This window comes from Roseburia faecis (genome assembly GCF_001406815.1).
In the GTDB taxonomy this organism is placed as follows: Bacteria; Bacillota; Clostridia; order Lachnospirales; family Lachnospiraceae; genus Roseburia; species Roseburia faecis.
The window spans coordinates 1-1,813 of the sequence record NZ_CVRR01000054.1 but is presented as its reverse complement, the minus strand read 5'-3'; the positions used below and the strand labels follow the sequence as shown (position 1 = coordinate 1,813).

The following is a 1,813-nucleotide window of genomic DNA, read 5'->3' as shown; positions in this document are numbered from 1 at the left end:
ATCCTCGTATAATAAGTGTATAGCCAGTAGAAATGATGGTTATGCACTTATCCTTTCTATAAATTTATAGATGATCTGAGACACCTGGGATAAACCCTTTCCATCTCATCTACATTGGTTATTAGTTTCATAGGTTATTCTGTGGTATGATATCAGCAGAGTCTGATGTCTAGAGGCACTGCTTTTAATCCTTTCAGCCCGGTCTCCGGTGCCTGCTTATGGAGCTTGCAGCCTGAATCATATGTCACATTCCGCTTACACAGATGTTTCATCCCCTGGCGTACAGCACCAGCAAAAGAGCTGCCAGGGTGCATGCTTATTACGCGAGGTTTCGGTCAGCATATGATTCCCAGGATAAACCTTTTTCTTCAGGTTCCAAGAATACTTAATCGGAAAGGCGGGTGATATCATGTTAAAGATTAACCCATTATCTACGCTTTACGTCGGTATTGACGTCAGTTCAAAATCCAACTATGTTTGCGCTTTGGATTTTTATAAAAATAAATACATAAACTCTTCTTTTGCTAACAATCAGCCTGGGGCTGAGGAATTAGCATTGAAGATACTTGAGTGTTTAAAAGAACACCCTGATATAACTACGATTGTTGCAGCTTTAGAATCAACTTCTGTTTACAGCATCCATATCGCTAATTATCTTTCTTCCTGTGAAGAATTGATGCGGTTCAAGCCTTACGTTTTCGTCCTGAACCCTAAATGTACTGCAAACTACAAGAAAAGCTATATAGGACTTGGTAAATCGGATCCTATCGATGCTTTTGTTATTGCAGACTATGCAAGAGCTGGAAACATTGAATCCGAGCCTTGGCGTGGCAGCCAGTTTCTGGCTTTGAAACGTCTCACACGGCATCGCCTTCACCTTGTTGAATGCATGACAAGAGAGAAAACTTATCTTGTTTCCAATCTTTATCTGAAATTCAGTGAATTGCAGATGCTTGAAGGAGACGATCAGCCTTTCTGCGATATATATGGTGCTACATCTTCCAGTGTATTAATGGAATACTTTTCCCCGGAAGAAATCTTAGATTCTTCCGAAGAAGATCTGATTGCATTCCTTGCAAAGAAAAGCCGCAACCGCATTAAAGACATAAGCAAGACCGCTGATTTATTAAAGAAAGCTGCCAGAGATTCTTATCGTCTGGACAAAGCTCTTTATGAGCCTTTAAATGTGTCTATTGCCAGTTCTTTCAACTGCATTGAAACCTTTAAAAGAGAAATCAAAGTCATTGACAATGCTATTGAAAAAGAAATAAAAGGATTGAACCCAAATGCTTTTATTATTCTTCAATCCATTGACGGCATCGGTCCTGTCTTTGCTGGTGGCATAATTGCTGAAATAGGCGATATAACCGCTTTTCATTCATCTGATGCTCTTGCCAAGTATGCCGGTCTCACATGGAAATCCAACCAGTCCGGTGATTTCGACGGAGAAGATACTCCTATGATAAAAGCTGGTAATCGTTATCTTCGATACTATCTTGGCGAAGCTGCCAACAGTATGAGAAAACACAACGTTGAGTACGGAACGTACTATCGGAAGAAGTACAATGAAGTTCCGAAACATCAACACAAAAGAGCACTCGCGCTGACTTCACGTAAATTCGTTCGTTTGGTTTATGGATTGCTGGCCAGAAACCAATTGTACTCCGGCGTATCGCTGGATACATCAATTAAAGATTCTAACTAGTCGAACTTATGTTTTGCTTGAATCATAGGTCTATTAAAGTTACCCTTTTTCTGAAAAACATATCGAAATCTTTTCAAAAATCATCTTGACATATCACCAGATTGCTCC

1 protein-coding gene is annotated in these 1,813 nt (G+C 39.9%); it reads left to right on the top strand.

Features of this window, described 5'->3' with window-relative positions:
* Positions 1-409 precede the first annotated feature (409 nt).
* Entirely contained in the window at positions 410-1,705 is a 1,296-nt protein-coding gene (locus tag M72_RS13285; protein WP_055068566.1) for an IS110 family RNA-guided transposase, read from the top strand.
* Positions 1,706-1,813 lie beyond the last annotated feature (108 nt).